The organism is Candidatus Nanopelagicales bacterium, assembly GCA_030700225.1.
Lineage (GTDB): Bacteria > Actinomycetota > Actinomycetes > S36-B12.
The window spans coordinates 1-26,282 of the sequence record JAUYJT010000003.1; the positions used below are offsets into that span (position 1 = coordinate 1).

General features: G+C 63.4%; 21 protein-coding genes. 12 read left to right on the forward strand and 9 right to left on the reverse strand.

Annotation, left to right across the window (positions count from 1 at the left end; translation table 11 throughout):
- Positions 1-400, forward strand: a 400-nt coding sequence (locus tag Q8P38_00280; GenBank protein ID MDP4013050.1) for a hypothetical protein, incomplete at its 5' end; no start/stop codon positions are given.
- A gap of 183 nt (positions 401-583) precedes the next feature.
- The gene (locus tag Q8P38_00285) at positions 584-3,982 is read left to right on the forward strand and encodes a glycosyl hydrolase family 18 protein (GenBank protein MDP4013051.1); all 3,399 of its coding nucleotides are present in this window, start codon (positions 584-586) and stop codon (positions 3,980-3,982) included.
- Between the two features lie 83 nt (positions 3,983-4,065).
- On the opposite strand, the gene nrfD is transcribed toward Q8P38_00285, so the two are convergent.
- The 3 genes from nrfD to Q8P38_00300 are packed head-to-tail and all read right to left on the reverse strand — an operon-like array spanning position 4,066 to position 7,923.
- Positions 4,066-6,009 (reverse strand): NrfD/PsrC family molybdoenzyme membrane anchor subunit, encoded by a 1,944-nt coding sequence (gene nrfD, locus Q8P38_00290; GenBank protein ID MDP4013052.1) that lies wholly within the window; start codon positions 6,007-6,009, stop codon positions 4,066-4,068.
- Positions 6,006-6,863, reverse strand: a complete 858-nt coding sequence (locus Q8P38_00295) for a 4Fe-4S dicluster domain-containing protein (GenBank protein MDP4013053.1) — start codon at positions 6,861-6,863, stop codon at positions 6,006-6,008. Before Q8P38_00295 ends, nrfD begins: the two co-directional genes overlap by 4 nt.
- A gap of 46 nt (positions 6,864-6,909) precedes the next feature.
- Entirely contained in the window at positions 6,910-7,923 is a 1,014-nt protein-coding gene (locus tag Q8P38_00300) for a hypothetical protein (GenBank protein MDP4013054.1), read from the reverse strand.
- Between the two features lie 277 nt (positions 7,924-8,200).
- Here Q8P38_00300 and Q8P38_00305 point away from each other — a divergent pair, with 277 nt between their 5' ends.
- The 4 genes from Q8P38_00305 (at position 8,201) to Q8P38_00320 (ending at position 12,944) form a co-directional block, all read left to right on the forward strand.
- A complete protein-coding gene (locus Q8P38_00305) occupies positions 8,201-8,872 on the forward strand; it encodes a response regulator transcription factor (GenBank protein ID MDP4013055.1) in 672 nt (223 codons plus the stop codon).
- Positions 8,862-10,448: a GAF domain-containing sensor histidine kinase gene (locus Q8P38_00310; GenBank protein ID MDP4013056.1), complete on the forward strand. Its 1,587-nt coding sequence runs from the start codon at positions 8,862-8,864 to the stop codon at positions 10,446-10,448. The genes Q8P38_00305 and Q8P38_00310 overlap by 11 nt, the downstream gene beginning before the upstream one ends.
- Positions 10,449-10,567: 119 nt before the next feature.
- Positions 10,568-11,509: a TIGR01777 family oxidoreductase gene (locus Q8P38_00315; protein MDP4013057.1), complete on the forward strand. Its 942-nt coding sequence runs from the start codon at positions 10,568-10,570 to the stop codon at positions 11,507-11,509.
- 64 nt (positions 11,510-11,573) lie between these two features.
- Entirely contained in the window at positions 11,574-12,944 is a 1,371-nt protein-coding gene (locus tag Q8P38_00320) for a GH1 family beta-glucosidase (GenBank protein ID MDP4013058.1), read from the forward strand.
- On the opposite strand, the gene Q8P38_00325 is transcribed toward Q8P38_00320, so the two are convergent.
- Complete coding sequence (locus Q8P38_00325; GenBank protein ID MDP4013059.1) at positions 12,899-13,846, reverse strand: YihY/virulence factor BrkB family protein; 948 nt, start codon at positions 13,844-13,846, stop codon at positions 12,899-12,901. The two genes, Q8P38_00320 and Q8P38_00325, sit on opposite strands and share 46 nt — an antisense overlap.
- A 122-nt stretch (positions 13,847-13,968) precedes the next feature.
- Between Q8P38_00325 and Q8P38_00330 the strand changes: the two genes are divergently transcribed.
- From Q8P38_00330 to Q8P38_00355, 6 genes are read left to right on the forward strand one after another with little or no spacing between them, the layout of a single operon-like run.
- The gene (locus tag Q8P38_00330; protein ID MDP4013060.1) at positions 13,969-15,129 is read left to right on the forward strand and encodes a 4Fe-4S dicluster domain-containing protein; all 1,161 of its coding nucleotides are present in this window, start codon (positions 13,969-13,971) and stop codon (positions 15,127-15,129) included.
- A 2-nt stretch (positions 15,130-15,131) separates the two neighbouring features.
- Positions 15,132-15,605 carry a cyclic nucleotide-binding domain-containing protein gene (locus Q8P38_00335; protein ID MDP4013061.1) on the forward strand — a complete coding sequence of 158 codons (474 nt, stop codon included), beginning with the start codon at positions 15,132-15,134 and terminating at the stop codon, positions 15,603-15,605.
- A gap of 28 nt (positions 15,606-15,633) precedes the next feature.
- Entirely contained in the window at positions 15,634-16,443 is an 810-nt protein-coding gene (locus Q8P38_00340; GenBank protein ID MDP4013062.1) for an FAD/NAD(P)-binding protein, read from the forward strand.
- Positions 16,440-17,222: a hypothetical protein gene (locus Q8P38_00345; GenBank protein ID MDP4013063.1), complete on the forward strand. Its 783-nt coding sequence runs from the start codon at positions 16,440-16,442 to the stop codon at positions 17,220-17,222. The genes Q8P38_00340 and Q8P38_00345 overlap by 4 nt, the downstream gene beginning before the upstream one ends.
- Complete coding sequence (locus tag Q8P38_00350; protein ID MDP4013064.1) at positions 17,219-18,520, forward strand: Ni/Fe hydrogenase subunit alpha; 1,302 nt, start codon at positions 17,219-17,221, stop codon at positions 18,518-18,520. The genes Q8P38_00345 and Q8P38_00350 overlap by 4 nt, the downstream gene beginning before the upstream one ends.
- 2 nt (positions 18,521-18,522) lie before the next feature.
- Positions 18,523-18,996: a hydrogenase maturation protease gene (locus Q8P38_00355; GenBank protein MDP4013065.1), complete on the forward strand. Its 474-nt coding sequence runs from the start codon at positions 18,523-18,525 to the stop codon at positions 18,994-18,996.
- Between the two features lie 71 nt (positions 18,997-19,067).
- On the opposite strand, the gene Q8P38_00360 is transcribed toward Q8P38_00355, so the two are convergent.
- The 5 genes from Q8P38_00360 to Q8P38_00380 all read right to left on the reverse strand — a co-directional run bounded on the left by Q8P38_00360 (position 19,068) and on the right by Q8P38_00380 (position 26,249).
- Positions 19,068-19,808, reverse strand: coding sequence for a hypothetical protein (locus tag Q8P38_00360; protein ID MDP4013066.1), 741 nt, complete (start codon positions 19,806-19,808; stop codon positions 19,068-19,070).
- 214 nt (positions 19,809-20,022) lie between these two features.
- Positions 20,023-22,599 (reverse strand): hypothetical protein, encoded by a 2,577-nt coding sequence (locus Q8P38_00365; protein ID MDP4013067.1) that lies wholly within the window; start codon positions 22,597-22,599, stop codon positions 20,023-20,025.
- A complete protein-coding gene (locus tag Q8P38_00370) occupies positions 22,596-23,192 on the reverse strand; it encodes a hypothetical protein (protein ID MDP4013068.1) in 597 nt (198 codons plus the stop codon). Before Q8P38_00370 ends, Q8P38_00365 begins: the two co-directional genes overlap by 4 nt.
- A 34-nt stretch (positions 23,193-23,226) precedes the next feature.
- A complete protein-coding gene (locus tag Q8P38_00375; GenBank protein MDP4013069.1) occupies positions 23,227-25,707 on the reverse strand; it encodes a hypothetical protein in 2,481 nt (826 codons plus the stop codon).
- Positions 25,704-26,249, reverse strand: a complete 546-nt coding sequence (locus Q8P38_00380) for a hypothetical protein (protein ID MDP4013070.1) — start codon at positions 26,247-26,249, stop codon at positions 25,704-25,706. The genes Q8P38_00375 and Q8P38_00380 overlap by 4 nt, the downstream gene beginning before the upstream one ends.
- Positions 26,250-26,282 lie beyond the last annotated feature (33 nt).

Sequence of the window (26,282 nt, forward strand, 5' to 3'; positions counted from 1 at the left end):
CAAGTGGCGGTTGTGGGTTACCGATGCGGCGTCGTCGACGGTGACGGCGACTGGTTCTCGAACGTATACCCCGGGTGCGGCGTTGGCTCGGTTGGTTCGGGCCCGCGAACCGTATTGCCGCCATCCTGGCTGCCGCCGCCACTCCCAGGCTTGCGATCTCGATCACGCCGTCCCATGGCCCAAGGGGGCAACCACCGCGCAGAATCTGGGGCCGTTGTGTCGGAGGCATCACCGCCAGAAGACCCACCACGGATGGGCCCTAGACCCAGGCCTCGACCCAGGCCCCGACCCTGACTCCAAGACAGGGCAAGACGGCAACGAGGCAGCGGCCGGGTGGACATGGCGCACACCAGCGGGCATCACCATCACCGACAAGCCCCCGCCGCTACTACTGGAGTAGCGCCACTACGGGAGTAGCCGGGGTGGGGGCCCGAAGCCGCGCCCCTCCCCCTTCCCGCTTCGCGGGCGGGGGGACCCCCACCCAAATCCGAAGAGCCGCTATGACACACATCACTGACCCCTCACCCGATCGGACCTCCAGCGGCAACCGGAAAGACCCGAAACACCGATGAAGCCTGGCTAGATGTCGGGTGCGACCGACTTGGGCACTGGCCCGGGGGAGGTGCGGATGACTTCGGTAGCGCGCAAAGCACTGGTGATCGTGACCTCGCTGGGAACGTTCGCAGCGCTGGCGATCGGGGTTCCCGCCGCGTCGGCATCCGTCCCGATGGCGGCGACACCGCAGGCAAGCTTGTCACAGGCCCAGGTCGATTCGGCAGCGTCCCGGACAGCCCCCTCGAAACTCAAGAAACGCCACGCGAAGAAGCGCGCCAAGAAGCAGCGCGCGCTAAGCAAGCGCCAACGGGCTGAGCTTCGACGGGCCCGCGCCAAGAAGACCTCGGCGCCCACTGCCTCCACATTCCCCCAGATGGGGGGACCCCTCCCCCTTCCCGCTTCGCGGGTGGGGGGACCCCCAGTGACCGGAGTGACGGTCTCATGGAAGGTGGACAACGAGTGGACATCGGGCTTCCAAGTCTCGGCGGAGATCGCCAACCACAGCGGCAAGCCGCTTGACCCGTGGACGGTCGACTTCGCTACAGCGAACACCATCTCGTCCATCTGGGACGCCACTTCATCCCAAATCACTGGAGGTTTCCGAGCCAAAGGGCCAAGCTGGGCTCCGAGTCTCCCTGACGGAGCCACGGCAAGATTCGGGCTAGTCGCCAACAAGGTCGAGGGAGCATCGCTGACGCCGAGCTCTTGCGCTGTCGCGGGAACGACCTGCACTGTCGTGGGCGCCACGCCCACGCCGACACCGACGCCGACACCGACACCGACCCCGACACCGACCCCAACCCCGACGCCGACCCCAACCCCGACGCCGACCCCCTCTCCAGCGCCTACCCAGCCGCCCCTGCCGGACGGCTTCGCTGTGGCCCCCTACGTCGACATGACGCTTTGGCCAACCGCGAACCTCGTCGCCGCCAAGGACGGTTCCGGGGTCGCCACCTACAGCCTCGCTTTCGTGGTTGACGGTGGCGGCTGCACCCCGAAGTGGGGAGGCATGATCGCCCCAGGAAGCGCAGACGCGGCCGGTATCGAAGACGCGATGACCGCCCTGCGAGACGCGGGCGGTGACTACATCATCAGTTTCGGCGGAGCCAACGGGTCCGAGCTAGCGACCACATGCCCCAGCGTCGAGTCGCTCAAGGCTGCCTACAAGTCCGTCATAGACCGTTACGCCGTCACCCGCGTTGACTTCGACGTCGAGGGCGGCGCCGTAGCGAACACTGCGGCGAGCACAAGACGTGGCAAGGCGCTTGGACAGCTCCAGTCCGAGATGGCTGCTTCTGGCAAGAACCTCGACGTGTCCTTGACTCTGCCCGTGCTGCCAACAGGTCTGACCCCCGACGGCATCAACACCGTCAACGCGACGAAGTCCGCTGGAGCCCGCGTTGACCTCGTCAACGTCATGGCCATGGACTACGGATCCTGGGCGGCCCCTAATCCGTCCGGCAAGATGGGCCAGTACGCGATCGACTCAGTCAACAACACTTCAGCTCAGCTGTCCGACTTGTGGCCAGATCTGACCGACGGCCAGCGGCTGGGCCACATCGGAGTGACACCGATGATCGGCCAGAACGACGTGGCGGCTGAGTTCTTCACGACCGCGGATGCCACTCAGGTTGGCCAGTGGGGCCGCGACAACTCGATTGGCATGGTCAGCTGGTGGTCAGTTGGACGCGACAAGCCTTGCGCGACCCCTGGCGGGAGCGCCAGCCCAAGCTGCAGCAGCGACCCCGCTCCCGCGTGGGCCTTTGCCCTGAGCTTCACCGGCGGCGAAGTCCCAACGCCAACGCCCACGCCAACGCCAACGCCGAGCCCCACGCCGAGCCCGACCCCCACGCCCACAGCAGACGCCAGCATCAATCTGAGCCTTGAAGCCACCTCGGACTGGGGCTCGGGGCGGACGATGCAGGGCACGGTCAGGAACGATGGCCCGGCCACGACATCCTGGTCAGTCACCTTCGAATGGCCCATGTCGGCCAGCACGTGGAACGGCGACGCTACCTATGCCAACGGGAATCTGACAGTCGCGAATGCTTCATGGAACGGGAACGTGGCGCAGGGGAGTAGTACGACTTTCGGATTCAACGACGGCTCACCATCGTTGCCGACACCGTCCTCGTGCACCGCGACAGCCAGCGGGAGCGAGGTTCCGTGTTCCCTGAACGGCGAGACCCCCACACCGACCCCGACCCCGACGCCGACACCGACCCCGACCCCGACGCCGACCCCCACGCCGACGCCGACCCCCACCGAGTCCGGAAGCCCAGGCGAGCCAGCTCCTCCGGGCGGCATGAAGTCAGTGGCCTACTACACGGCTTGGTCCACCTACGGACGCGACTACCAGGTAGCTGACATCCCAGCCAAGCAGCTGACACACATCAACTACGCGTTCGCCAACATCGCCAATGGCGAGTGCGTCCTGGGCGACCCCTACGCCGATACCGACAAGGCCTTCCCCGGAGACTCCTGGGATACCGGCGCCAAACGAGGCAACTTCAATCAGTTGAACAAGCTGAAGGCGGCCAACCCCAACCTGCGCACTCTCATTTCTGTCGGCGGCTGGACTTGGTCCGGCAACTTCTCGGCGGCTGCGGCAACTGCCGCCTCACGGCACAAGTTCGCCACTTCGTGCGTCGCGTTCATGAAGCAGTGGGGATTCAACGGGATCGACATCGACTGGGAGTACCCCGTCGATGGAGGACTGACGCCGGGCATGGCAGCGGACAAGCACAACTACACGCTGCTCCTTCAGGCGCTTCGCGAGAAGCTGGACGCACAGAGCGCCGCCGACGGCTCAGGACACTACTTGCTGACCGTCGCGGCACCTGCGGGCCCCAGCAACATCGCCAACCAGGAGGTTCCCGGCGTCTCGGAAACCGTTGACTGGATCAACGTGATGACCTACGACTTCCACGGCAGCTGGGACAAGACAACCGGCCACAACGCACCACTGCACCCGGACGCGGCCGACCCAGGTCCGGCCGGGTTCGACGTCGCGAGCGCTGTGTCAGCTTGGCGTCAGGCCGGGGCTCCAGCCAGCAAGATTGTGGTCGGAGTGCCGTTCTACGGTCGCGGCTGGAGCGATGTGACCAGTGCCAACAACGGACTATTCCAGCCCGCTGCGGGTACGCCCACCGGAACCTGGGAGCCCGGCGTCTTCGACTACAAGGATCTGGCCGCGAACTACGTCGACAAGAACGGGTACGTGCGGTATTGGGACGAGACCGCCGACGTGCCGTACCTGTGGAACCCGGGCACTCGCACATTCATCTCCTACGACGACCCGCAGTCGATCGCGAGGAAGGCGAAGTTCATCAAGGCGAATGGACTGGCGGGGGCGATGTTCTGGGAGATGTCATCAGACACCAGCGACGAGGCACTGCTGGACGCTCTGAACGAGAACATGGGCTGATCCTGGGGAAGACCGCAGGCAGGTCCTTGACACTGGCACCGGTCCAGTCGACCCGTAGACGTGATCCTCGAGATCGCGACGAGTCAGACAGTGTCACGCCTCGCAGGCTCATCGGCCGTCAGTCGCACAGCGCGACGCACCCTAACTACCTGCGCGATCACGATCGTGAACACAGCTAGAACCACCACGAACAAAGTGATCACCAGCGTGGTGCCCACGGTCGCGAGCGGCTTTGGCGACGGCGGGACGTAGGACGAGACCGACTCCGGGATCTCGAGCGGAGTTTCCGCCGCAACCGCCTCCGCGTCGAGCGAGGCGTAGTACTCGGCGTAGATCGTCACTTGTCCAGACTCAGTCGCGACGTAGGTCACCTCGGCGCTGCCATCCGGACCTGTCGTGATCTCCCCGAGTGGAACTCGGTTGTCGCCCGGAGCGAACATGGGCGTGCTCTGGTAGAAGCTCACCGGCGCATCCACAACCGGCTTGCCGCCTGCGGTGAGGGTCACTTTCGCGGTCACGTCTGCTCCGGAGGCAGTCGCCGTCAAAGACATGGTCGCGGGCCGAGAGTCAGCCTGGGCACGCGCCGGTTGAGCGGTACCGATTCCGATCGCACCGAGCGCTGCGACCACGAGGATCGCGGCGCCAACGCTGCCGACCACTTTCCCACGTGAGACCTTGCTCCGCGTCGGGCCGACGACAATCGGCGTGATCGGCTTCCCAGACACTTCGGCGATTTCGTCGATCGCGAGCAGGGGGAAGACACGGAAAAGCAACATCAGCAGGAGCGGGATCGCGGCGGCACCGGCGAGCGTGATGGCGATAGACACCCATGTGAAACTGAAGAAGTCGCCGAAGGAACCCGACAGGCGGTCGTACCCAGCTGTCTCAACAACCATGATCACTCGCTTTATCCACATGGCTATGACCACGAGGACGGCAGCTATCACGATTCCCCAGATGTTCCGGGTCCACGGCAGGGCCACGACAACGATCGGCACAATGACACCGGCGACCAAGAAGAGCCAGAACCACACGGCCACGTCTCCCGCGAGCATCGCGTAGATCACATCGGCCGGTCCGTTCTCGCCAACGTACGCACTTGGGAGCAGATCGCCGAACGTCAGGTAGAGGTACACCGCGCCGAGGGCGGCCATGAGGAACCCGAGGCGGACGAAGTGCTTCTCCGTGATGAAGGCCTCGAGGTGGTAGCCGCGCCTGAAGCCGGCAATCACCAGAATCGCGAGGGCAACCCCCGAGTAGAGCGCAGCGACAACGAAATACGGCGCCCAGATGCTCTCGTGCCATCCCGCCCGGCTGACGAGGGCGAACGCCCACCCTAGGACCGAGTGCACAGAGACGGCTAGGGGGATGATGATGATCGCAATCACGAGAGTGGCCGAGCGCAGCACGCTGCGCTGGTGCTCCGAGCCGCGCCAGTTGCCTGAAATGAGCCGGTACACGAATGTTCGCCCGCGCCCCAACTCATCAGGATGGGCCCCTCGCAGGATGGCGGTGTCGGGCACGAGAGGCAGCAGGAAGAACACGATCGTCGCGAATGTATAGGTGAAGATCGCGACCATGTCCCAGAAGACAGGCGAGGTGAAGTTCGGGTGAGTAACCATTCCGAGGATCCGATCTGGCCGACCCAGGTGGGGAATGATGAACGCCGCGCCGATGAGCACGGTGATCAAGGCCATACCTTCGGACATTCTTGACAGCGGTGCGCGCCAGTTCGCGCCGGTCAGGAGCAAGATCGCCGACACCACGGCGCCGCCGTAGCTAACCCCTATGAAAGACACCACGTTGGCGATGTAGATGGCCCAGAACGAGCGGTCTGAGTACCCAGCGACCCCCATGCCCTGCTGGAGCTGAACGATCCACGCGAAAAGACCGAACGCCACGATCGCGGCCAGGATCGCGATGGCGATCCAGAACTTCCTACTCGCCTCGCGTATCGGCCGCATCGCGGCTTCGACGGTATCGGGATCCGAGACGGTCACCGGGGACGCGTCAGTTTGGCTGCTCACTTCACACCTTCCAGCGGTCCACCAAGCGGCTGGCCATTGCCGAGGATGTAGTAGGTCCTGGGACTGGTTCCTAGCTCCTCCTTGAAGCGCACGGCATTGTTGTCATGTAGGAACGTCGACAGCCTTTCCGTCGAAGCGCCGTTGACGGCAGCATCCGTGATCAGGTCACCTATGTAGTGCACATGGTTGGGGCAAGCATCGACGCAGGCAGGCAGCTGCTTGCTGTAGGGGATTAGGTCCGCGCACAGGACGCACTTGCCGACGGTCCCTATCTGGTTCGCCGGGAACTCTGGCGTGTTGGGTGACGGGGTCGGCATCCGGTTGGTCGGCGCGGGGGCACTCCAGTTGAAGTAGCGGGCCTCGTAAGGGCAGGCGGCCATGCATGCCCGTGAGCCGATGCAGATTTCCTGATCCACCAGCACGACACCCTGTGGAGTGTGGAAGTTGGCGCCCACGGGACAGACATCGAGACAGGGAGGGTTCTCGCACATCTGGCAGGGCACCGGCATGAAGAACTCCTCGCCGGCATCGTCCTTCCAAGAAAGGACTCGCATCCAAGTCTGATTCGGCGGCAGGCCGTGCCTCATCTGGCAGGAGCTGACGCACTTGCGTTCACCGGTGCACTTCCTCAGGTCGACCACTCGGCACCACTGATGCTCCTTGGCGGGATCCGCAATGACTTCGACCGCTTGCGCCTCATCTCTGTACGAGACCAGACCGAGGGAGCCACTCGCGGCCGCTACGCCCACGGCCCCGAGGGTCAGCAGCAAGTCGCGCCGGGCGACGGCGCCCACTTCTGCCGAGCTGCCATCCACCGGATTCGGCCTCGCATCGTGCTTCTTCCGCCTGAGCATTGCGACCACTCCATCCCAACTTGACCGTTCCCGCGTTGCGGTACCCCTACTTGGTGACGGTGATCGTGGCCGACATCTTCTCCATGCCAGGTGCGGAGTCGGTCAGCGTGTACGTGCCCGCCACAGTCGGGATCAAGAAGAGGCTTGTCGTTACGCCAGCCTCGACGTCAGCGGGACGCGCCATCACACCAGTGTTGTAACCGTCGGCGGCTGCGACCTTCCACAGAGCCGCCGTCTTCAGGAAGTCCTCGCACTCATAGACGTGCATGACGCTGCCCTTGTTAGTGAACGTAAGCGTCACCGGCACGCCAACCTTGAGCACGGCGTTCTTTGGCTTGTAAATGCCAGTGCCGTCTTTGCCGTTCTGGTCGTCCATGGTGATGGTGACCGCTTTGGCCTTGGCATCCCAGGTCGGGATGGCTTTGGCGATCATGTCCGCAGCGCCCGCCGGCACTCCCACGGAGCTCAGCTTCTCAACGACTGGCGCAGGGGCGGTGGGAACCGATCCGGTGACCGTAACCTGCCCGGACAGGCCCTCAACCGGGATGCCCCCGGCTACCCCTTCAAGCGGGTACGTCCCGGGGAACACCGGAACCAAGTAGAGCGACACGGTCTTGCCCGCGTTCGCGTACACGTCCGTGAACTGATGCAGCTTGATCTCAGCTCCCGATTCCGTCTTCCGTACCGCGACGGACCGGAACCAGTCGGGTGCTGACACGCCCTGAGCGGCAGCGCCGTTGTTCGTTATCTCGATCACGTACGGCTCACCGGCCACGAGTTCTAGGGAACCCGGCGTCATCGCCGACGCGCCCAAGTCCAGGCTCACCGTTTGGGCGGTATCCCAGTTCGCGGCCTCCTTGTAGTCGCCAGCGTTTGTGACCCACTCATCGGCCGCCAGACCCGCTGCGGGTGCAGAACCGCCGCTGGTGCTTGGTGCGCTTGAGCCACCACTGCTGCTACAGGCGCCCAGTGCGAAGAGCGCCAAACTGGCGGCTGCGATCACCCCAACTCTGACGCGGCTTCGACTCCTGCCCTGCCTCGGGCCGATCAAACTAGTCATGTCTTCCTCCATCGAGCTAAGCCCCCTCTTGGCTTCGCCGGCCTCATTGGTTCGTGCGACTCGATCAGTCGCCTCGCTGGTGCCGACACCGTCCAGGATCGACTGCCGGAGCCCGCGCGCGCATCGGTGCGGACCGCACGGCCCACCCGTGAAACCACCTAGTCCATCTAGGCGGGAGCACCTAGGCCTCGGGGAGTCGCCGTTCAGGACGTAGGGGAAGCTGCAATTCCCGGCGTAGAGTTGACCAGTCGGAGTCACTGCCGCAGGGAGACCACTCATGGATGAACCTGAGGATCAGAACGGTGGCATCCGAGTACTCATCGTCGATGACCATCCACTATTCCGCGCGGGCATCCGGGAACGCCTCCACACCGATGACGACAGCATCGTGGTGGTAGGTGAAGCTCACGACGGCGCGCAGGCCCGCGAGCTGGTCAGCTCATTGACCCCGAACGTCGTGCTAATGGACATCGCGATGCAGGGAATGAACGGGATCGAAGCGACTCGGCTCATCCACTCTGAATTCCCCGAGGTCGGGATCATCATCCTGTCCGTCTACGACGATACGCAGTATGTCCGCAAGGCCATTGAGGCCGGGGCCAGCGGCTACCTGCTCAAGACGGTCGAGCCGATCGAACTCAAGGAATCGATCAAGCGCGTAGCCCACGGCGAATCCGCCTTGTCCGGCTCGGTCGCGCGCGCGCTGCTCACTCGGCTTTCGGACCCCTCCGCCGAGTCTGGCCAGCTAAGCGTCCGCGAACTCCAGGTGCTCCAGCTCGCGGCGAATGGCGCGTCGAACAGGACCATCGGACAGGAGCTGTTCCTGAGCACCCGGACAGTCGAAGCGCACATGCGCAACATCTTCGACAAGCTCGGTGTCTCATCGCGCATGCAGGCAGTGACAGAGGCCGTGCGCCACCAATGGATCCGGCTGCCGGATGCAGACTGAACCTGATCCGGCCCAGGCTCCGGGATTCCTGTGGGCCGTGAGCGAGAGGGCCAATCGCGGAGGAGTTCCTGTCCGGGATCCGCGTTTCTGGGTCACGCAGGCACTCGTCCTGGCGATCGTCACCGGGCACCTCTTTTTCGAGCGAGTGCAGGTGCTGGTCGGGGAATCCGAGTTGTACCTGCTATCCGTTTCAGTGATCCTGATCCCCGTCGTCTATGCGGCGCTGAGCTTCGGTCTGCGGGGTGCCCTGCCAACGACACTGTGGGCACTCGCTCTGTCCATGCCGGAGATCATCCTCCACCAATGGACAACGCGCGTGGGCATCCTGGCCGAATTCGGCATCGTGCTGGCGATCGCCGTCATCGTGGCCCAGCGCGTGGATCGGGAGAAAGCTGCCACGCGGGAGGCCGAGCAGGCGAACCGCCGGTTGGCACGACTGAATGCGTCGGCGGCTGCGGTGGCGGACTCCCTCGACTTGGACCGGGTCCTCAGCGGCACCTTGCGGGCGAAGCTCGATCCAGGGAAGCGGCAAGTCGCCTGGATCCGCGTCCTTCCTGGCCTGCACGGCCCCTGCCTGACGGTCATCGACGCCCGGAAGGTGACCCCACCCGCGGAGCTGACAACCTCGCAGGAATTCCTGACGACCGCAGCTTGCTCGGCCGGGAGCTTCCAGCGCGACGATCCTGGTGGAATCGCGCCTCACACGATCGTCGCCGCTCTGAAGTCCGAGGGTCAGACTGTGGGCGCCATCGGCGTCACTCAACCGGACGAGGCACTCTCTGAGGACGAGTGCCAAGTCCACATGACTATCGCGAACCAGCTGGGCGTGGCCCTGAACAACATCCGCAACCACGCCAGCACCCGTGAGGCACTAGCAGCTCTGTCCCGGGCCAAGGAGAACCTGGAGATCTACATCGCGCTCGCAACCGAGGCCCAGGAGGAAGAGCGCAGGCGACTGTCCCGCGAACTCCATGACGACATCCTCCAATCCCTTGTCGTGGCCAAATCCAATATCGCGTCGGTGACCACCGACGATCTGCCCCAGGTTGAGCACGCCCGTCTGGTCGACGTCCAAGGAATCCTGTCGGGCGCCGTTGACAACCTCCGGCGCTACTGCAGGGGTCTACGCCCCTCTCTGCTCGACGATCTTGGGCTCGTCGACGCCGTTGACTGGCTAGTCGGCGACCTGATGACCCGAGCGAATCTCACCGTTGACCTGACGATCCAGGGCACGCCGCAGCGTTTGGGCAGCCGCGACGAACTGCTGATATTCCGGGTCATCCAGGAAGCCCTCCACAATGTGGAGCGTCATGCGCAGGCAACGCATGCCCACGTGGAGCTGTCCTTCTCAGATGGCACCCTCGTGGTCGTTGTTGAGGACGACGGTAGGGGGATGGCGACGAATGGCCAGTCAGGCGGGCAACCCTCCGACACGGGCCTGGGCCTGCGGGGAATGGAAGAGCGAGCCAAACTCCTCGACGCCTCACTCAGGGTCGAGAGCCATTTGGGCCAGGGCACGACGCTCACTCTCGACGTGCCCATCCCTCCGGCCCGCGAGCCAACCGACCAGAAATGAACGCGAACTGATGAGTCGGCCGTCCCGAGGCCGACGACATGCCACGAATGACGCGACGGGGTCGATCACCGGGGACCGCGTACTCCACCAGCCGGCGGCAGCACTGCGATACTCGCGACGTGACTGCCATCAGCCTCGGACCGGGGACGACCATCGCGATCACAGGCGCCAGCGGGTTGATCGGGTCGGCACTGTCTGCCTCCCTGGCCGACGATGGCGTCCGCGTGATCCGAATGGTGCGACGCGGACGCGAGTCACGCGAGTCGGCACTTGCGGACACGATCGCCTGGGATCCGGGGCGCGAGTGGGTTGACTGCGACGCCTTCGAAGCAGCCGAGGTCACTGGAGTCGTCCACCTGGCTGGCGCTGGCGTGGGCGATCGGCGGTGGACTGCGGCCTACCAGCGCACGATCCTCGACTCGCGAGTCCAGGGCACCCGCGCTATTGCGTCGGCGGTCGCCAAGATGGACCCGCAGCCAGCGCTGGTCTCTGGGTCAGCCATCGGCTACTACGGCGACACCGGCAACCGCTCGGTGGACGAGTCCGGCGCGTGCGGGACCACGTTCCTAGCCAACGTGGTGCGTCAATGGGAAGAGGCGACTGCTGCCGCCCGGCAAGCCGGCGCTCGCGTTGTGTGCGCGCGGACCGGCCTAGTTGTGAGCGCGCGCGGAGGGGCATTCGCACGCCTGATCAAGCTGACCCGCATGGGGCTCGGGGGCCGAGTCGGAAGTGGCAACCAGCTGTGGTCGTTCATCGCCTTGGCGGACGAAGTCGCGGCGCTGCGCTGGAGCCTTGAACGTGACGTGGAAGGGCCGATCAACCTGGTCGCGCCGCACCCCGTTCCCAACCGGAAGATCATGCGCGAGATGGGCCGCGTCCTGCACCGGCCGAGCATCGTGCCTGCCCCCGCCGCAGCACTACGAATCGCAGTCGGCAAGTTCGCAGGCGAGATCTTGGCCAGCCAGGGGGTGTTGCCAGGCCGATTGAGTCAGGGCGGGTTCACTTGGCAGGCGCCAACATTCGGCGCCGCCTTGGAGTTGGAGCTGGGAGTTGGCTCATAGGCCAACGTAGCCCCGTGCGCTTTCGCGTCGCGTCAGGCACCGCACCTGACCTAACCTGAGCCCGATGAAAGGGTTCTCCCGTCAGGACTTCGGCTCACACTTCACGTGGGGATGCGCGACGGCCGCCTACCAGATCGAAGGGTCGCCGGAAGCTGACGGCAAAGGCCCGTCGATATGGGACACGTTCGTACACAAGCGGAACCTCATGGGCCGCAGTCCGATCAAGGACCGAACCACAGCGGACCTCGCCACCGACTCCTACCGCCGCTACCCAGAAGACGTCGCGCTGATCAAATCCTTGGGCTTCGACGCGTACCGATTCTCCGTCTCCTGGCCCAGGATCTTCCCGCGTGGATCAGGACCGTTGAATCAAGCCGGAATCGACCACTACGACAAGGTCGTCGACACTTGCCTGGAAGCTGGCATCGAACCGTGGGTGACCCTGTACCACTGGGATCTGCCACAGGCGCTCGAAGATCGCGGGGGCTGGACGAACCGGGACATCGTGAACTGGTTCGCCGACTACATCGCCGCCGTGACCTCAGCGCTCAGTGATCGCGTCACCAACTGGATGGTCTTCAACGAGACCCTGAGCTTCACGCTGCTCGGATACCTGCTCGGGGTTCACGCCCCCGGAAGGCGTGGGCTCGGGTCGTTCCTCGCAGCGGTACATCACGTCAACCTCGCCACGGCCCGCGGCGCGAGAGCTCTTCGCGCCCACGCTTCGCAGACACCCAACGTCGGTACGACATGCTATTTGTCACCCGTACTCGCTAGCGGTCCTGGACGACTGGCGAATCAAGCGGAACGCTCCGCCGACGCGCTGTTCAACCGCACCTTCATAGAACCGAATCTCGGATTGGGCTACCCGGTCACCGACGCTCCGATCCTGAAGGGCATCCGCAAGTTCATCCGCGACGGAGACCTACAGGACTGCGCCGTCGATCTCGACTTCCTCGGAGTCCAGTACTACACGCGACTGAAAGCCCCCTGGCTGCCCATCCCGCGCCTGTGGACCCTGCCCCACTTCGGACACGACCGCAGCGTCGGTCTCACCTCGCTGGGATGGGAGATCCGGCCAGAGGGCCTGGGCATGGTGCTGGACAAGGTCTGGGCCTACGGCCGGTTCCCGAAGCTGATCGTCACTGAAGGCGGAGCGTCCTTCCCCGATGAGTTGAACTCAGGACGGGTCCGCGACCCTGCGCGCATCTCCTACTACAAGGCGCACCTTGCCCAGGTCCTCGCAGCGCAGCGGCGGGGCGTTGCGGTCGACGGGTACTTCTGCTGGTCCGCGCTGGACAACTTCGAGTGGACGGAAGGATTGCGCCCCAGGTTCGGCCTGACCTATGTCGACTACGCCACTCAGGAGCGTCACATCAAAGACTCCGGCTACTGGTTCTCTAGACTGCTGGGCGGCAAAGCGACCAGAGGTTGATCCTTCTCCGCGATCCCCGCCGTCAACGCCGCCGATCCGTACAAGATGACCGATTGCAGGTAGAGGACAAGCAGTACAGCGACGGGAGCGGCGAATGCGCCATACTGGGGCTTGGATACCGAGTAAGCCACAACTCCGTCCATTACGTACTGCAGGACCGCGATTCCGGCCCCGCCGACGGCCGCTCCGATCAGTCGAGGTTGGCGATCTGGCCGGATCCCACCCATGGTCCCGAGAATCACATACACGACGATCCCATCCAGGGCCACGGACACCAACGCCGTGAAAGCGACCACCGCACCGCGGGATACGGCACCATCGAACCCAATCGCGTTCATCACAGGTTGCGCGAACGACATGATGGCGACCGATAACACAAGCGAGATCGCGATTAGCGGCGCGATCAGTAGCGACCACCCGACCAACCTCACGCGGGCCAACACCATGTTTCGCCCGTCCTTGGCCGCACCGTAGATCTGGTGCAACGAAGCGCTCACCGCCACCATCGCCCCGCCGCTGGCATACGCCAGCGCGACCAGACCCAGGATCGACGTCGTCTGTCCCACCTTGCGCAGCTGTTCGGCGTCGATCCCGCCGACTCCGAGCACCCCAGGAAATTCCTGGCGCAGCGCCTCTTCGATGAACTTGGCCGCCTGATCGCTTCCTATAAGGGCCGTCAGCCCGAAGGCGAGCGCGGTCAACGCGAAGACAGCCAGGAACAGGTAGTACGCCGTACCCGCCGCCAGCAGAGACGCCCCCGACAAGGAGTAGCGCAGAAGGCCCCGATAGACGACCCCGGCTGTTCGGCTGCGATCTTCGACGACGCTCAGCGTCCGCACGACCGACTTGGGCGGAGGATCGATGGATTCCCCTGGGATTGGCGGCAGCGTCGTGACTGACATCTTCCAACCCTGGCGCACTTCCAAGGCCGCCGCTGCCCGACTCCTGCGACTTTCACCACCAGATATTGACCAACAATGCTCTTCCGCTTGAGACCCGCGTCACATGTTGCGATGCTGTGCGGGTGAACCAAGCGACCGCCTCCCAGGCTCCCCCCTCAGTCGTCCCAAGAGCAGGGCTGGATGACCTGATGGGCAGCCTGCGCCAAGACGGATACCAGCTCATTGGGCCAACGGTCCAAGGCAACGCGATCTGTGTAGCACCCATTGACTGCTTGGTGGACTTGCCCCGGGGATTGGGCGACTCCCAGGACAACGGGCAGTACAGGGTCCTCGAGCGGGACGACGGGGCGTACTTCGCCTTCGCCAATCCTGCCGGCGGCTGGAAGAAGTACCTGTTCCCGCCGCGCAGCGTGCTGTTTCGTTCCCACGTTGACGGCGACTCGGTAACGGTCGAAGACGTCGCAGATGAAATTCCCAAGCGAGCCTTCTTCGGAATCCGCGGGTGCGACCTGGCGGCAATCGGCGTACAGGACGCGGTGTTCATGGCAGACAGGACTACAGACCCCGCCTACGCGGCTAGACGCGAGGGCCTGTTCATAGTCGCCGCGAACTGCTCGGATCCCTCCGCGTCCTGCTTCTGCCCATCGATGGGAACCGGACCCGCCGTGCGTAGCGGAGCAGATCTAGTCATCACCGAGCTGGACCCAGCGGACCCCGACAGCCACAGGTTCCTGATCGACGCCCACACCGTGCGCGGGCAGTCTGTCTTGGCGCAACTGGGTGCGGGCCCCGCCACCCCAGAAGACATCGCCGCGGCAGACAGGGTCAACACGTCAGCGAACGAACGCATCGAGCGGCACATGGACACCGAAGGTCTGCCGCAGCTGCTGCGCGACTCGGCCAACCATCCACAGTGGAAGGACGTCGCCAAGCGGTGTCTTTCCTGCGGCAACTGCACCATGTCGTGCCCGACTTGCTTCTGCTCCGACATCGACGACGTACCGAACGCCGCGGAAGGTGTCAATGAGCGCGTTCGGGTCTGGAGTTCCTGCTTCCAGCTGAGCCACTCTTACATCCACGGAGGTTCGATCCGCCTCTCGCCAAAGTCCCGATACCGCCAGTGGATGACGCACAAACTATCCACTTGGTGGGACCAGTTCGACATGTCGGGCTGCGTGGGCTGCGGCAGATGTATCACGTGGTGCCCGGTCGGCATCGACATCACCGCGGAAGTGCGGGCGATTCGGGACGACCCTGCCGATCCGGTTGAGGAGAGAGCATAGACATGGAGTCGACACGAGAGCAGCTAGACCATCATCGCTTCTTCAAGAAGATGCCCGCGGAGCTTCTCGATAGGCTCGCGGACTGCGCCGAGAGGGTCTCGTTCGATGAAGACGAGGAGATCCTGACCGAGGGTTCTCCTGCCAACAGCTTCTACGCGGTCCTGTCGGGACGGGTCAGCGTTGGCCTACGCACTCCCAATCGGGGACTGGCGACGATCGAGACGCTCCACTCTGGCGACATCCTCGGCTGGTCATGGTTGATTCCCCCCTACCGGTGGAACTTCGATGCGATTGCCCTGGAACCTGTGGACGCTATCGAGTTCCACGCCGACCGGCTACGACCGTTCATGGACAGCGACCCGCAAGCAGCGCATGCCCTGATTCTTGGCATCGCCGCCGTGATGGAAGAGAGGCTCCAATCAGCAGGCATACGTCTCCTCGATCTCTATGGCGGCAACCATGACGCATCTAGCTGACACGCAGGAGCCCACGCGGGTGAAGCCGATGCAACCAGCGCTGTACCAACTGACGGAGCACGCGCGCGAGACCAAGAACTCCGTGACGATCACGCTGGCCCCGCTTGGTGACCCTGTGCCCCAAGGCATGCCCGGCCAGTTCAACATGCTGTGGGCGTGGGGGCTCGGTGAGATTCCAATCTCAATCAGCGCCGTACCGTCGCCGGACGTCATTGTCCACACGATCCGGGAAGTCGGTGCGGTCAGCCACGCTCTGTGCGCGGCCAAGCCCGGAACCGCGATCGGAGTCCGGGGGCCCTTCGGAAACACATGGCCAGTGGATGACGCCCGCGGTCACGATGTCGTCATCGTGGCCGGCGGTATCGGCATGGCGCCGCTTCGTCCCGTGATCCACGCGATCCTCGCTGATCGCTCGGCTTTCGGCGACGTGACACTGGTAGTCGGAGCCCGACACGCCAAGGACCTGCTGTTCCGTGGGGAGCTGGACGGCTGGTGGCGGAGCCAGAGCATCCGTGTACGCACCATAGTCGACGAATCGACTCCTGACTGGCGCGGAAACGTCGGCATCGTCACCCAGGAGCTTCGACGCGTAACCGTCGACCCCGAACGCACAGTCGCGATGGTGTGCGGGCCCGAGATCATGATGCGGTTCGTGGCCAACCACTTGATCGACGAGGGTGTTGACCCCGAGAGGATCGCGGTGTCGATGGAGCGCAACATGCAGTGCGGGATCGGGCAGTGCGGCCACTGTCAACTGGCGGGCGACTTCGTCTGCACGGACGGTCCTGTGTACACCTGGCAGTCAGCTCTACCGTTGATGGAAGTGCGTGAGCTATGAGCGCAAGGAAACCCAGAGTCGCCATTTGGAAGTTCGCGTCCTGTGACGGATGTCAGCTGACACTGCTGGACTGTGAGGACGAGTTGCTGGCCGTCGCCGGCGCGGTGGAGTTCGCCTACTTCCTCGAAGCGACTAGCACCGTTTCGGGCGGACCGTACGATCTGTCGATCGTTGAAGGGTCCGTGACAACGGAGTCCGACGCCGAGCGGATCCAGGGAATCAGGGAACAGTCGGCGGCCCTGATTTCGATCGGTGCTTGCGCGACCAGCGGCGGCATCCAGGCCCTGCGGAATTTCGCGGACGTCAAAGAGTACATCCCGATGGTCTACGCCCACCCGGAGTACATCAGCACCCTGGACACTTCGACGCCGATCTCAGATCACGTGAAGGTGGATTTCGAACTGCGCGGCTGCCCCATCAGCAAAGCACAGCTGCTCCAAGTCATCTCCCAGTTCCTGTTGGGCGGAGTCCCCGAGCTCGAGTCAGCGGCCGTCTGCCTCGAGTGCAAGCGGCGCGGAACGACCTGCCTCGTCGTCGCGGACGGCACACCATGCCTTGGGCCCGTGACTCACGCGGGCTGCGGGGCCCTGTGTCCGGCGTTCGATCGTGGCTGCTTCGGATGCTTCGGCCCATCGGACACGACTAACGTCCCAGCTCTCGCGGACCGTCTGCGCGAGCTCAACATGACCGACGGCGCGATCGAACGGCTGGTCCACACATTCGCCGCCGCCGCACCCGAATTCCGAGACTTCGGGCTCACCGAGGAGGCCAAGCCGTGACTCACCGAACAGGTGGCCGCATTCTTCGTGTCAAAGCCCTGGCACGAGTCGAAGGCGAAGGCGCCCTGAAGGTCACCATTCGAGGTGACGAGGTCGTACAGGCAGAGCTCACCATCTACGAGCCGCCACGGTTCTTCGAGGCCTTCCTGCGGGGACGCAGCTACGAGGAGCCCCCGGACATCACAGCGCGCATCTGCGGGATCTGCCCCGTGGCCTACCAGATGAGCGCGTGCCGGGCGATTGAGGATGCCTGCGGCGTGAAGGTCGAAGGCCAGATCGCTGATCTGCGTCGGCTTCTGTACTGCGGTGAGTGGATCGAGAGCCACGCTCTGCACATCTACCTGCTCCACGCTCCGGACTTCCTGGGAGTGAGCAGTGCGATAGACCTGGCTGTCACCCACCGCGAGATCGTCGAGCAAGCACTCCGGCTGAAGAAACTCGGCAACAGTATCCTCGAGATCGTCGGCGGCCGGGCGATCCACCCGATCAACGTCAAAGTCGGCGGCTTCCATCAGGCCCCAAACGCCGACGAGTTGCGCGCGCTGATCCCCGAGCTGGACTGGGCGCGGCAGTGCTCCCTAGAAACAGTGCGTCTGGTCTCGACGTTCAACTTCCCCGAACTCGAAGGGGAGTGGGATCTGATCGCGCTGCTTGGCACCGACAAGTACCCAATCATCGGCGACCGGATCGCATCGGTCAGCGGACGCCTGGATATCCCGATTTCCGAGTTCCGCGACCACATCACTGAAGAGCATGTCGAACACAGCAACGCGCTGCACGGGCACTGGGACTTGGGCGAGTACGCCGTGGGCCCGCTCGCCCGGTACAGCCTCAACTATGACCTGCTTCCCCAGGTCGCCCGCGACGCTGCCGCTGAGGTTGGACTCGGACCCGACTGCAGGAACCCGTTCAAGAGCATCATCGTCCGCGCCGTCGAGCTCCTCGCCGCCTGCGACGAGGCCCAACGTCTCATCAACGAGTACGTCACGCCAGAACAACCGTTCGTGGAGGTGACTCCAAGGGCAGGCGTCGGGCATGGGATGTCCGAAGCACCCCGCGGCTTGTTGTATCACCGCTATGAGCTGGACGACGAGGGGATCGTGCAGTCCGCGACGATCGTGCCGCCAACGGCACAGAACCAGCCCGCCATCGAGCACGATCTGCTGCACGTGGTCCAGGACAACCTCGACCTCGGAGACGCTGACCTGACAGGGCTATGCGAACAGACCATCCGCAACTACGACCCCTGCATCTCCTGCGCGACGCACTTCCTCGATCTTCAGATCGACCGAGACTAGTGGTGAGGCCGGTCCTTGTGATCGGTGTGGGTAACCCATACCGACGCGACGACGGTGTCGGGTTGGCGATTCTTGATCGGCTGCGATCCCAACCGCTCGAGGAAGTCGAGATCGTCGAGGAAACTGGCGAGTCTGCTGGGCTGATCGCACGCTGGGCCGGGTACAGCTTCGTGATCATGATCGACGCCGTCTCCTCCGGGGCCGCACCAGGAACCGTCCACCGCATCGAATGCAGCGACGGGAACTGGGCAGTTCCCGCCCGCAACAGCAAGGCCAGCACGCACGGGCTCGGCGTAGCTGAGGCTGTGCAGTTAGGCCTGGCCCTGGACCGGATTCCCGACCGGCTGACAATCCTCGGCGTTGAGACCAAGGACGTCGCGAACGGCGAGGGGCTGTCACTCGAAGTCGCGGCCGCCGTTGACGCTGTCGTAGCCGCCGTGATCGCGGAAGTTGAGGCAGTGCTCACACTCAGCTGATGCGAATCCTCTACTGACCCGCGATCCCCCGTTGCCCTGCGGAGCCTCGGGCCCGGCAGGGACCCGTCCCCCTACAGCCGATCCGCCGCCTTCGACGCCATCCTCAGGGTGAACGCCTTTGACGCGGTGCCTAGCTCGCCGAAGACCACCGCTGTCGCGAAGCGACCCTTGCGAATCGCCACCGCGTAGGCTTCGCCGTTCGCGAACAGATGCGTCGCCTTCAGCTTGTACGCGATCGTCTGGTGCCCGTACTTGGGCGAAGACGTCCGCTGGACTGTGACGTTGACCGGACCGTATTCCGTTGTGACCACTACTGACCCGCATGCCGCTGCTTGGGTCTTGAGCTGGGCCATCGACGCCTTCGCGGCCTTCTTGGTCCTGAACCTTCCGACCGTTTGCCCAAGCCCAGCGCTCACGTTCGACTCACCCTCCGTGAACGCCCTGTCCTTGGACTTCTTGGCCCCCGGCAGGCTTGAATCCGTAGGAAGGCATTTGGCTGGCGACACCGACACCGAGCCCAGGGCCTCGGATCGCTGACTATCCGACACCGTTCGCGTCACCCAGCCAGACCCAAGATCCGACGCGCTCAGAAGCTTCGTCTTCAGCGGAATGCGGTTCTCGGCGCGCCTTTTCTTCGCGAGCTTGGCGCGGCGGCACTTCTTCCCCTTCTTGCCCTTCTTGCACTTCGTCTTCGTCGCGGCCTTGGACGGGCTTCCAGCAACCGTGCTGACAGACACGCCGCTGACTGTTGAGCTGGCTGCCTGCGCTGGCGCGACGAACATCGTCACTGGCAGCGCAACACTTGCGGCCACGAGACCACAGGCCGCTTTCACTCTTGCTGACGATCTGAACGAACTGCTCTGCGTGAACGACACAGTGACCTCCGTTTGACTATTGAACGAGCATCACCTTGTTATGCGCGCAAAGTCAACGACTCAAACACTCTGTGACCATTTCGTCACACTAGACACGCGCAGGCCGGGTTCAAGACCGCCTCGAACCCGGCTTCCGCTCCATGATGCCCCGCTACTCCGGCTTGGCCCTTACGTACAGCCACGTACCCAAGCCGGCGCCGAGCAGCAGCAGAATGATGCTGAACACTAGCTTCGTCGACGCGGGGGCGTCGGTCCCACCGGGCGCGGCCACTTTGAACGTGTACATCGCCTGCGTCGAGGCGTCGCCTCCCTCAGCCGATCCGTACGGGAAGCCCTCGCCGGAGTGGAACCGGATGTCCATCTGCTTGTTGATGGCGGTGCCCTCGGCGGACGCGTTGACCAGCTTCTGCGAGAAGCCGTCGATGTCCTCGATGTCCTTCACGAAGCCACCGATCGTGCCATACGCGAGCTGCGAGATCAGGGCTGGCAACTGGTCAGCCGTCGACTTTATGTGCGGAGCCGCCTTGAACACGCCATTGGCGATACCGAACACCTCATTCACCGCTGGCTCAATCTTCTCCACGATCTCCAGAACACCCTCATTGACCTGAGCGACAGCTGCCGTGTTGGCATTCGAAATGATGTCGAGCGCCTGCATCAGGCCACAGGACGAGAGGTCATCAAACACAGTCTTGTTCGGACACGGCCGATCCATCGCCTTGCGCACCGCTGGCATGCTGTTCCTCAATTGGACCAGAGCCTTCTGAATGTCAGGCAGAGTCTTCGAAAGTGTCGTAACCAACGGCACCAAGTCTTCAATGTCCTCGCTGATGCCGCCTACATTGTCCAGAATGTCGTCCAGCTGCTTTTCCATTCGCTTACCAGCCGCCGCGCAGGCTCCCGCGTTCCACACGGCGTCGCCCTGCTTGTTCAGCAGGCCCTGCAGCTTGGTCATGTTGGCCTTCGAATCACCAGAGAGTGCGTCGATACCGGACTGGAACGATGCCTTCATCGTCCCCTCGTTCCAGGCCTTCCTAGTGGCGTTGCCAGTCGTACAGGTCGAGTCCAGATGGTCGATCAGCAACGAGTCGATGATCTGTCCAACTGTCTGCGCTCCGAAGCACTTCGCCCCTGGCACACCACCGTCGCAGAGAAGCGTGTATCCATCCGGAGCATCAGGCGTTTTCGTCTGCTGCGCGAACAACGGGTCAAGCGCCGGAAGCATCTCCTGCACGAACTCCAGGCACTCGGCAGCTGTTTGCCCATCGCAAAACCCTCCCGGCTTCATCAAGAAGTCCACGGCCAGGCCTTCAGCGAGTTCTACGAAGTCCTTCTTCCCCAACGCCTGGGCGATCTCATCAGGCGTGAAGCCCAGGAACACTCCGAAGACGTCCAGGTATCCGGTGACCTGCTCCACCAGCGGGAGGTACTGCTTGAGAAGTTTCTCAACAGTGTCCAGTTTCGCGATTACCTTGGTCAGCGTCGCCTGGGTCTTCTTGGACGTCGCCTGAGCTAGGTACTTCGCTACCAACTCCTCGCCTTTTTCCCCAGCGGCGTTCACGCCAAGCAGCAAGCCCCCGATAGAGGAGACTTCCTTACCTGTCTTCTCCAGGAACTCGTCCGCCTTCTTCGGGTCGAGGTACATCTTGCCCAACATGTCCAGAATGGGGTCAACCTTGTCCTTCAGGACCTTGCCGACGACGCCAGATGCCTTGCCGACGTCGTTTTGAACCTTCAACAGCATCGGGAGAGCCTTACCCTCGAGCAAGTCCTCAATCGTGGGACCGAACTTGTCGATCACGCCCTCTACCGAGGCGATCGCATCGCCGCTCGTCGACTTCGGAGTCGCGGTGAGCGTCACCGCTGGCAAAGAGGCATTCTCGGCCCGACCCTTGATCGTAAGAGTGCCGTTCGGGTCCTCCTTGTTCAGCACAGTCGGAATGAGCAGCTTGCCGCCGGTAATGTCCTGGCCAGTCGAGAACCCGCTGTTCGCCCACGGTGCCGTTAGGGCCGCCCAGCCTTTTCCGAATACGCCGTCGAAATGCACGTAGAAGGGCACGGGGATCGGCGCGGTCTTCCTCTGGACCTTCCTCTGAGCGTTCATGAATTTCACGGTCTCGGTCTTCGTCGTGTTGTTGACGAAGTTGTAGTTCAGTTCGACATCACCGGTTAGCGAGGTCGCGTCATTCGCGTCGACCGTCTCGCCATTCACCTTGACCTCTACGTTGAACGTGACCCCAGGCTGACCCTTGAACTGGCCAGCCGAAGCGATCATCTGCTGAACCTGACCGCCAGAGTTCTGCACGTCGTAGACGATCGAATTCCCGTCGGTCTTGAGCTTCGAGATCGAGTTCACGTCAACCGGGTTGTCCGTGCCAACCGGGACCTTCACAGTCGCGGAGCCGTTGCCGGACACGTTCGTGGCCACGTACAGACCCTGGCCCTGGGACTCACCCCCCGCAGACGTCGACGCGGCAACGACCTTCCCAACCGCCACATTCAGCGGCCCATCAACGGAGGCGGCGCCTTGCCCAGCTCCCCAGTCCGCGAACATCTCCCGCACGCCAGCAGCGCCAGCTCCAGCCGGATCAGCCGCAGCCCCAGCCCCGCCACCGACCGCAGCCACAACCAGCGACACAGCGCACACGGACGCGGCCAGTCGAGCCGCTGTCCCGGTCGGAGAGCCGGAGCCCCTGATCCTTCGCTTGATGCCCGGAAAACGCTTCACTTCGCACCACCTATGATCCCGTCCACACTTGTGATTTGCGCTGCTGGTTCTCTGGGGGCCACATCATCGCCTTGACCGCCGCTGTCGGCAGGACGCCCAGACTTCTCTGGGAACAGCTCCACCGCGATGATGACCAGGAATCCGATCGCCGACATCGCCAGAATCGACAGGAACTCGCCTGGCAACTGCTCCGCAGCGGTCCACGGCTTCGTTTCCATCAGGGAAGTGACACTCGCGACGTACACCAACATCCCCAGAAGCAACGTCCACGCCTGAATCCTGTTCGCCGTGAGACCCGACACGACAGCCACGACCAACAGCACCAGGCCTAGCGCGATGGCTCCCCCCCAAGCTGACTCTCCGCCGGGAAACACGCCCAGCCGCAGTGCCGCGAATCCCACTCCAAGGACCAACCCGAGCAAGTAGCCGATTAGCCGCTCCAGCGGCGCGCCGACTCGAACCACAGCGATAATCAGGCCGCCACCAGCTCCGAGGATCGTGTTGTTGAGATCCATCCCGAGTGCGCCCCCAATCATGAGGCCGATCCCACCAATCACAGCGGCTGCGAGGCCGATCAGAAACGTTCTCGCCATTGCGGGCTCCTTACTAGCTCCGTGGAATCCTTGGTCAACTCGAGCGACGACGCCGGTACAGGTACGTGCCCACACCAACGGCTACAGCCAGGAACACCAGCGCCAGCACGACACCGGTAGCCCAGTTGCGCGCGTAGGGCGAGGCCTCCTGCTGGGTGATTTGGTAGGCGGTCATCGTGTTCGTGTCAGGTCCGACCGCCTTACCGTAGGGGTCCCCGTCGCCCGCCTTGGCCCGCGCGTTCATGGCCTGCAACGTCGCGCCCGTTTCCTCCACGAAGTTGCTGACCTTGGCGATCGCGTCCTGACCCTCGACGCCGTAGCCCGACGCTGTGTCCGCTATCACGTCCAGGATTTCGTTGGCAGCGCCAGGAATCGTGTCGGCGATGTCGTCCACCTGCTTCACGACGGCCTTGACGCTGTTGATCGCATTGACGATCGTCGGCACGTCGCCCCTCGCGCCATCCACGATCTTCCCGAACCCGATCAGGGCTTCTCCGATCAGGCCGTCCACGGAGCCGAAGAACTCCAGAACCTGAGCCACGCCACAGTTCTTGAATACCGACAGCAGGACGGGCAGGATGTGGTCCTTTATTCCGCTCATCCCGTACTTCTGTAACGCGGCCAGAATCGGATCGATTATGTCCGACGAAGTGCATTTGTCGTTGCTCAGCAGATTCGCGAGGATCTTCACGTCCTTCATGATCTCGTTGAAGATCTTGTCCATTACTGGGCTGTCCCCGTATTCCGCCAGCAGGTCGAGTACGAGGACGGCTGTGTCAATCCAGGGATGGACTTCTTCATCCCAAAGGCCCGCTCCTACGATTACCAGCGGGATGAGGGTTTCATTAATGGACTCGCAGGCCGACTCGGTCAGTATCTGCTGAATGAGCTTCTTGTAGGGGATCGTGTCCGGCAGCAGACCCCCCACTAGGACCAGCAGGCTCGGCATCATAGCGCCAACGCTCTGGTTGTCCAGAGTCGTCTGGAGGTCCTCCAGGTCGCCTTGCCAAGGCTTCTTCTTCCCCGCCTTGATGGCTGCCGCCAGCGCGTTGTAGCCATCGGAGCCCTTGGTGATCGGTATGATTACCTCGACCGGTCCGTAGCCGTAGTAGTCGCTGGTCTTCCCGACGGTTGGACACGCCTGGTCGAGAGTGGCGGAGTCATTCTCGAGTTGGGTGAGGTCGAGCGACGTAATGGCCTTGTCCAGCTTCTTCAGGCCCTTCGCGGCCTGCCCCGACTGGGGCGCGGCGGTCTTGATCAGGGCCTTCAGCCACTTCAGGATGGCTGGCGCGTCCTTCCGGACGACGTTTGAGACTGACTTCGCGAGGTTGGCGACACGTCCTTGGGCTGTCTTATTCGCGCCCATCAACTCGCCCAGCTTTGTCAGCCCGACGCCCAAGCTGCCAAGGTCCCGGTCCAGGTTCTCGGGGTTGACGTTGATTCGCTCAATCTTCTTGAAGACTGGCTTGAGGTACTCCTTGTCCAGCTTCTGAAGAGCTCCCACGTATCCGCTGACGAGCCGGACTGCGGAAAGAACTTGACCGATGACACCACCGATGGCCGCGTCAGCCGGCGCGAGGGCATCCTTCTCGATCATCGGGACAACGGTTGTGAGCAGTCCACCCATGTAGGTGTCCATGTCCAGCACGATCGACGTCGTCTTCGTAGACGGCAGGGACGCGTTGTCCGCCCTGGCCTTGACCGTTAGCTTCTGCGTCGTCCCGCCGTACAGCCCCTGGACGACCGGGAACAGTACGACTGTGCCCGACAGATGTGTCTGGTTCGGCTCGACCGCAGACGTCAGACCAGGGGCGTCCTGGACATACCACCCCGAGCCGAACGGGACATCGAAGGTCGCTCCGAACGGAACGGGAACTTCAACCTCTTTCTTCGTGGTTTTGCCCGTGATGTCCTTGTAGGAGATCTCCTGCTTGCGGGCCGTGTGGTTTGTGAATGTGTACGTGATCTCCGCGTCACCGGTCAGCCCATAGGCTTCGTCTGGGTTGATGGACTCCCCGTTGACCTTCACCTCTGTCTTCACGCTGACCGGCAGATCGCCCTTGTAGAACCCGCCGAAGTCGAAGAAGTTGCTGACCTGGCCGGAGGCGCTGTTGATATCGACGGTCTTCTCAGAGTCCGGACCCATCGGGATCTTGACTTCTCCAGTGCCCTGGCCAGAAACCTGGCCGTTGACCAACATGATGTTGAAGGGAGTCACTCCCCCGCTCTGATCCGTAGTGACCGCGACGGTCTTGCCGACCGTGACCTTGAGTTTGTCGTCGCTGGCGGCAAGCGGAGACTGCTCGCCTGCCAGGGATTGGGAGAACAGGATCTCGTTCAGGGCCGAGGTCGGCGCCACAGGCGCCGCGCTCGCCCCGACGCTCGCGCTTCCCGCAACCACGGCGATGCACACTGTCGCGGCGACTAGCCTGCGGCGGGTCGATCGCCGGAGGGCCTTCGGCGGAGAATTCAGCGAGCTGATTAGTCTCGCCCTGACGCTGTTCAGCAGTTTCACTTTGCCCCGCCAATCACTGTGTCGATCCCGGATGCTTCAGCTTCTTCGGCCTCTTCCTTCGCTTCATCCGCTGCCTCTTCCTTGTCACGGAGAAGCTCCACGAACACGGCGATGACGAATCCGCCAGAGGAAGTCGCGAGAGCGACGAAGAACGCCGTCGGGTACTGGGTGAGGAAGAACCAACCTGTGCTCAGCAGCTGCTCGGTGTACATCGCGGCGAATACCCCGGCGCCGAGCACCATTGCCCACATCGGGAGCCGCCCGCCGGTCAGCCCCGAGATAACCGTCAGCAGCAGAATCACGATCACGAACCCGACCCATCCAACGAGCCCGGCGCCCAGGGCAATCAGTCCCAGGACAAGTCCGATCAGGAACGCGGCATACCGCGCCAGCGGCGAGTCTTCTTGCACGAGGCCCAGCACCAACCCGGCACCTACGCCCAGCAAGCCATTCTCGACTCCCAGGTTCAGTACTGACACGAGCAGCAAGACGCCCACGCCGAGAACCGCAGCGACTACGCCGAGCAAGAACGTCCTAGCCATGCCAGCTCCATTCCGTTGCTGTGAATGAGCACA